Here is a 5058-nt window from a genome sequence, read left to right on the forward strand (position 1 = left end):
AACAGCGTCGGTCACGGCCCCTGCACCAATCTCGACAAGCGGGTGAAGGAGACCGGGGAAACCTACAAGGCCAACCTGAACTACAAGATCGACGACGGGAAGATGGTCTATGTGACCTATTCGCAGGGCTTCCGGCCCGGCGGCATCAACCGTCGCTCGACGCTGGCGCCCTACAGCTCCGACTATGTCTACAACTACGAAGCCGGCTGGAAGACCCAGTGGGCCGACAACTCCCTGCGTTGGAACGGCGCGGTCTATTATGAGGACTGGAAGGACTTCCAATACTCATTCCTCGGCCCGAACGCCTTCACTGAGATCCTCAACGCCGGTCAGGCCCAGGTGAAGGGGGTTGAGACCGAGCTGAGCTGGGCGACCCCGGTCCAGGGCCTGACGGTCAACACCGCCGCCTCCTATACCGACGCCAAGCTGACCGAGCCCTATTGCGGCACGGTCGACGCGGCCGGCAAGCCGAACAAGACCTGTGCCACCCCGCAGGCTCCCAGCGGCACCCGACTGCCGGTGACGCCCAAGGTGAAGGCCAACGCCACGGCCCGCTATGAATTCCCGTGGGGCGACTTCACGGCCCACGTTCAGGGCTCGGCGGTCTATCAGAGCTCAAGCACTGCGGCGCTGCCGGTTCTGGAAAGCGCCATCCTGGGAACCCAGCGCGCCTACGGCCAGCTGGATCTCTCGGCCGGGCTGGACCACGACACCTGGAAGGTGGAGCTCTCCGTGCTGAACGCCTTCGACAAGCGCGGCGACAATTATCGCTACGCCGAGTGCCCGACCTTGGTCTGCAGCCGCCCCTATGTGGTTCCCAACCAGCCGCGGACGATCTCGATCAGCTTCGGCCAGAAATTCTAGGGCTGAGATCTACAGCCTCGTCACTGCCCAGCGCCGCCCCTCGGGGCGGCGTTGTCGTGTCTGCTCACGGCTTCGTGAACGGTCCGCCGCCTTTCCGCCCGATAGCCTCGCGACCATGTGCGGCGAAGCTGTTCAGACGGGGCCCACGGCATGATGCGCACTACAATCGCAACCGTGGCGCTCACGGTCATCTTGGCGGGGCCCGCCCTGGCCAATCCGGTCGGGCGAGACCCGACCCTGGCGCCCAAGGGCGAATATGGTCTAGACAAGCGTCACGCCAGCCTGATCGTGAAGATCCCGCACATGGGTGGCTTCTCGAAGTTCACGATGCGCTTTGACCGCATGGACGGCGGCTTCACCCTCGATTCCGCCAACTGGGCGACGACGCCTGCGACCCTCACCATCGACGCAGCCTCGATCGACACCGGCCTGCCGGAGTTCGACAAGACCATCGCCGGCCCCGCCTATTTCAACGCCGCCAAATACCCGACCATCAGCTTCACGGCCCGCAAGGCCGAGGCGGTGGACGGCCAGGGAACCTTGACCGGGGACCTGACATTCCTGGGGGTGACCAAGCCGGTGGTGCTGGACGTCACATTCAACGGCTATGGGCCGGGCATGCTGGGCGTCGGAACCCGGATGGGCTTTTCCGGAACCGGCCATATCAAGCGTTCAGACTTCGGTCTGACCACCATGAGCCAGTTCGCCGGCGACGACCTGGACCTGATCTTCGACGTCGAATTCGTGAGGAAGTAGGACCCCGTGACCGCATCGCGCCTGGACCGCTATTCGACGGTCGCCATCGTCCTGCACTGGCTGATCGCCGCCGCTATCGTCGTCCAGATCCTGCTGGCCTGGCGGATGAACGACCTGCACACCCCGCTCGGCTTCGCCCTGACCCAGCTGCACAAGTCGGTGGGGATCACCATCCTGTTCCTCAGCCTGGTGCGGTTGGGCTGGCGCCTCGCCAATCCGCCGCCGCCGATGATGGGCCTGACCGGTTGGGAGCGGGCGCTCGCCCACATCACCCACTGGGGCTTCTATGTCATCATGATCGGCATGCCGCTGACCGGCTGGATCATGGTTTCGGCCAGCCGTATCGCCATTCCGACCCTGCTCTATGGCGTGATCCCGTGGCCGCATGTGCCGGGCATCGCCGAGCTGGCGCCGGCCGCCAAGGGCGCTTGGCGCGGCTTCGGCCACGAGAGCCATGAGTGGCTTGCCTATGGCGCCTATCTACTGATCGGCCTGCATGTGGCCGGCGCGCTCAAGCACCAGCTGTTCGACCATGACCAGCCGGTCCTGGCCCGCATGGCCCCGGGCGCCAAGCCCGGCCGCTGGTTCGATCCGCGCCTGCTGATCATCGCTGCTGGCGGCCTCATCGTCCTGGCGCTCGGGCAGTTCCTGCGCCCGCCGCTGCCGGCCTCAGCGCCAGTCGCGCCGACCGCCCATGACGAGATGGAGATGGACGAGGCGCCGGCCGCCAAGGCCGCCGTCGTGACACCGCCCGTCAGCGCCGCTGCGCCTGAGAGCCCGACCGCCGCGCCGGCCGCGCCCCAGCCTCTGTCCCACTGGACGGTGGCCTCAGGCTCGACCCTTGGCTTCTCCACCACCTGGGGCGGCCAGGCGATCGAGGGGCGCTTCGACCGCTGGACGGCGGACATCAGCTTCAGCCCCGACCAGCTCGCCAAGTCCAAGGTCAGCGTCTCGATCGACATCGCCTCGATCAAGACCGGTGACGCCCAGCGCGACGACAGCCTGCCGTCCGCCGACTGGTTCGACGCCGCGACCCATCCCAAGGCGACCTTCATCGCTGACCGTTTCGAGAAGACCGGCGAGGATCGCTATGTCGCCAAGGGCAAGCTTACCCTGCGCGGCGTCACCAAGCCGCTCAGCCTGCCGTTCCGGCTGAAGATCGACGGCGACAAGGCGCGGATGAGCGGTGTAACCACCCTCGACCGCACGGCCTTCGGGGTCGGACAGGGCGAATGGCAGGCGACCGATCAGATTCCGGCAGGGGTGAAGGTGAGCGTGAAGCTCACGGCGACGCGGGGATAGCCCGGGCCGTCGCGGCCCTGCGCGCCGGGTCGCTGGTCATATTGCCGACCGAAACCGTCTATGGCCTCGGCGCGGACGCCGCGAACCCGGCCGCCGTCGCTGCGATCTATGAGGCCAAGGGCCGGCCCCGGTTCAATCCGCTGATCAGCCACGTGGCGGATATCGCCGCCGCCGAACGCCTGGCGATCTTTGACGATCGGGCGCACAGGCTGGCCGCCGCCTTCTGGCCCGGCCCCCTGACCCTGGTCCTGCCGATCCGCCCCGACACCCCGGTCTGTGACCTGGCCCGGGCGGGACTTGAGACCGTCGCGCTTCGCGCCCCGGCCCATCCGGTGGCCCAGGCGCTGTTGCGGGCCTTCGGCGGCCCGGTGGTCGCGCCCTCGGCCAATCGCTCCGGCCGGCCTAGCCCCACGACCTTCGTCGACGCGGTGGAGGAGACCGGCGTCAGCGCCGCCGCCGCCCTGGAGGGCGGGCCCTGCCGTGTCGGGCTGGAATCCACGGTCGTGGCCCTGCTGGATCAGCCGCGCCTCTTGCGCCCGGGCGCTGTCACCCGCGCCGAGATCGAGGTGGTGATCGGCCCGCTGGCCGAGGCGCAGGACGACGCCAAGCGCTCGCCGGGCCGGCTCACGCGGCACTATTCGCCGGAAGCGCCGGTGCGGCTGAACGTCGAGGCGCCGGAGCTCGGCGAAGCCTATCTGGCCTTCGGGCCTACGGCGGTGGTGGGCAATGTCCTGAACCTCAGCCCGACCGCCGATCCGCGCGAGGCGGCGGCCAATCTGTTCGCCTATCTCCGCGCCGCTGACCGCACCCGGCCCACCGCGATCGCCGTCGCCCCGATCCCGCCGGACGGCCTGGGCGAGGCGATCAATGACCGGCTGAACCGCGCCGCCGGCTATATCGGCTGAAGCGCCGAGCGGACGTCCGTGCGGGCGAAGTCGTCGCCCTTGTAGAGCAGCGGCGCGTCCAGGGTCTTGGCGAGCGCATAGGCGAAGACGTCCGCCAGATTCAGCCCAGCGGGATGGAAACCCTTGCCATAGGTGAGATAGGCGGTCAGGGCGACGTCCGCCAAGGGCAGGTCCTCGCGCACCTTCACCCCGAGGGCGTCCAGCCAGGCGTCCAGTCGCGCCTGATCCTCGATCAGGTCATGTCGGCGCAGGAGGATGCCGACCTCGACATAGTTGACCGGACTGATCACCGCGATGTCGACCGCCTGGAGCGCATTCAGGTGGCTCATCCAGTCGTCTTCTCGCTTGGCGATGGCGACCAGGGCGGAGCTGTCGACCGCGATCAACGATCATCCTCCAGGCCTGGAATCTCCGACAGCGCATCGAAGGCCGCCTTAGAGGTGTCGATCTCGCGCTTGTCCAGACCGACCGCCTTACGAAACCGCTCGGTGGCCTCGATCATCTCGTCCACCGTCGGCCGCTTGCGAGGGCGATGGGCCTCCGCCTCCAGCCGCGCCTTCACCGCCGCGTCTATGGCCCCGGTCAGGGTCTCGCCGGTCAGGGCGGCGAGCTGGCGGGCGCGCTTCTCGACCTCGGGGTTCTTGATCAGGATGGCCATGGCGGAGCTCCAGTATATATCGGAGTATATACTGGTCTCGGGGTCACGGTAAGCGTAGGATTTCCGCCCATGACCAAGCCTGTTCCCGCCGATGTCCTGTCCCGCCTGAAGTCCGTGCTCGGCGAGGGGGGGTGGAGCGACGATCCCGCCCGCCTGGCGCCCAAGCTGCTGGAATGGCGCGACCGCTGGACCGGGACCACGCCGCTGCTGGTCCTGCCCAGGACCACGGCCGATGTGGCGGCTGTGGTCGGGATTTGCGCCGAGGCCGGCGTGGCGATCACCCCCCAGGGCGGCAATACCGGCCTGGTCGGCGGCCAGATCCCCCAGGGCGAGATCCTGCTGTCCACCGAGCGGATGCGGACCATCCGCGACATCGACGCCTTTGACGACGTGATCGTGGCCGAGGCCGGCGTGACGCTGGCCGCCGTGCATGAGGCCGCCGCCGCTGTGCGCCGTCGCTTCCCCCTGGGCCTGGCCTCGGAGGGCACGGCGACGGTCGGCGGGGTGGTCTCGACCAATGCCGGCGGCACCCAGGTGCTGCGCTATGGGACCACGCGGGACCTGGTGCTGGGG

At 68.2% G+C, this 5058-nt stretch carries 7 protein-coding genes; 5 read left to right on the forward strand and 2 right to left on the reverse strand.

Going from position 1 to position 5058, the window contains the following annotated elements; genetic code table 11:
• The 4 genes from Q7P21_RS19255 to Q7P21_RS19270 form a co-directional block, all read left to right on the forward strand.
• Positions 1 to 864 (forward strand): TonB-dependent receptor domain-containing protein (locus tag Q7P21_RS19255; RefSeq protein ID WP_304179758.1); only part of this gene is annotated, 864 nt, incomplete at its 5' end.
• 150 nt (positions 865 to 1014) lie between these two features.
• The gene (locus tag Q7P21_RS19260; protein WP_304179785.1) at positions 1015 to 1620 is read left to right on the forward strand and encodes a YceI family protein; all 606 of its coding nucleotides are present in this window, start codon (positions 1015 to 1017) and stop codon (positions 1618 to 1620) included.
• A 6-nt stretch (positions 1621 to 1626) separates the two neighbouring features.
• A complete protein-coding gene (locus Q7P21_RS19265) occupies positions 1627 to 2922 on the forward strand; it encodes a YceI family protein (protein ID WP_304179812.1) in 1296 nt (431 codons plus the stop codon).
• Positions 2853 to 3827, forward strand: coding sequence for an L-threonylcarbamoyladenylate synthase (locus tag Q7P21_RS19270; protein ID WP_304179832.1), 975 nt, complete (start codon positions 2853 to 2855; stop codon positions 3825 to 3827). Before Q7P21_RS19265 ends, Q7P21_RS19270 begins: the two co-directional genes overlap by 70 nt.
• Here the strand turns inward: Q7P21_RS19270 and Q7P21_RS19275 are convergent.
• Together Q7P21_RS19275 and Q7P21_RS19280 are read right to left on the reverse strand one after the other, a co-directional pair.
• Positions 3815 to 4213 (reverse strand): type II toxin-antitoxin system VapC family toxin, encoded by a 399-nt coding sequence (locus Q7P21_RS19275; protein WP_304179841.1) that lies wholly within the window; start codon positions 4211 to 4213, stop codon positions 3815 to 3817. The genes Q7P21_RS19270 and Q7P21_RS19275 overlap by 13 nt on opposite strands.
• Entirely contained in the window at positions 4210 to 4485 is a 276-nt protein-coding gene (locus Q7P21_RS19280; protein WP_304179846.1) for a type II toxin-antitoxin system VapB family antitoxin, read from the reverse strand. The genes Q7P21_RS19275 and Q7P21_RS19280 overlap by 4 nt, the downstream gene beginning before the upstream one ends.
• A 69-nt stretch (positions 4486 to 4554) precedes the next feature.
• On the opposite strand from Q7P21_RS19280, the gene Q7P21_RS19285 reads away from it, so the two are divergent.
• Positions 4555 to 5058, forward strand: a 504-nt coding sequence (locus Q7P21_RS19285) for an FAD-binding oxidoreductase (RefSeq protein WP_304179847.1), incomplete at its 3' end; no start/stop codon positions are given.

The sequence above is a fragment of the Phenylobacterium aquaticum genome (assembly GCF_947378715.1).
Classification (GTDB): Bacteria; Pseudomonadota; Alphaproteobacteria; order Caulobacterales; family Caulobacteraceae; genus Phenylobacterium; species Phenylobacterium aquaticum_A.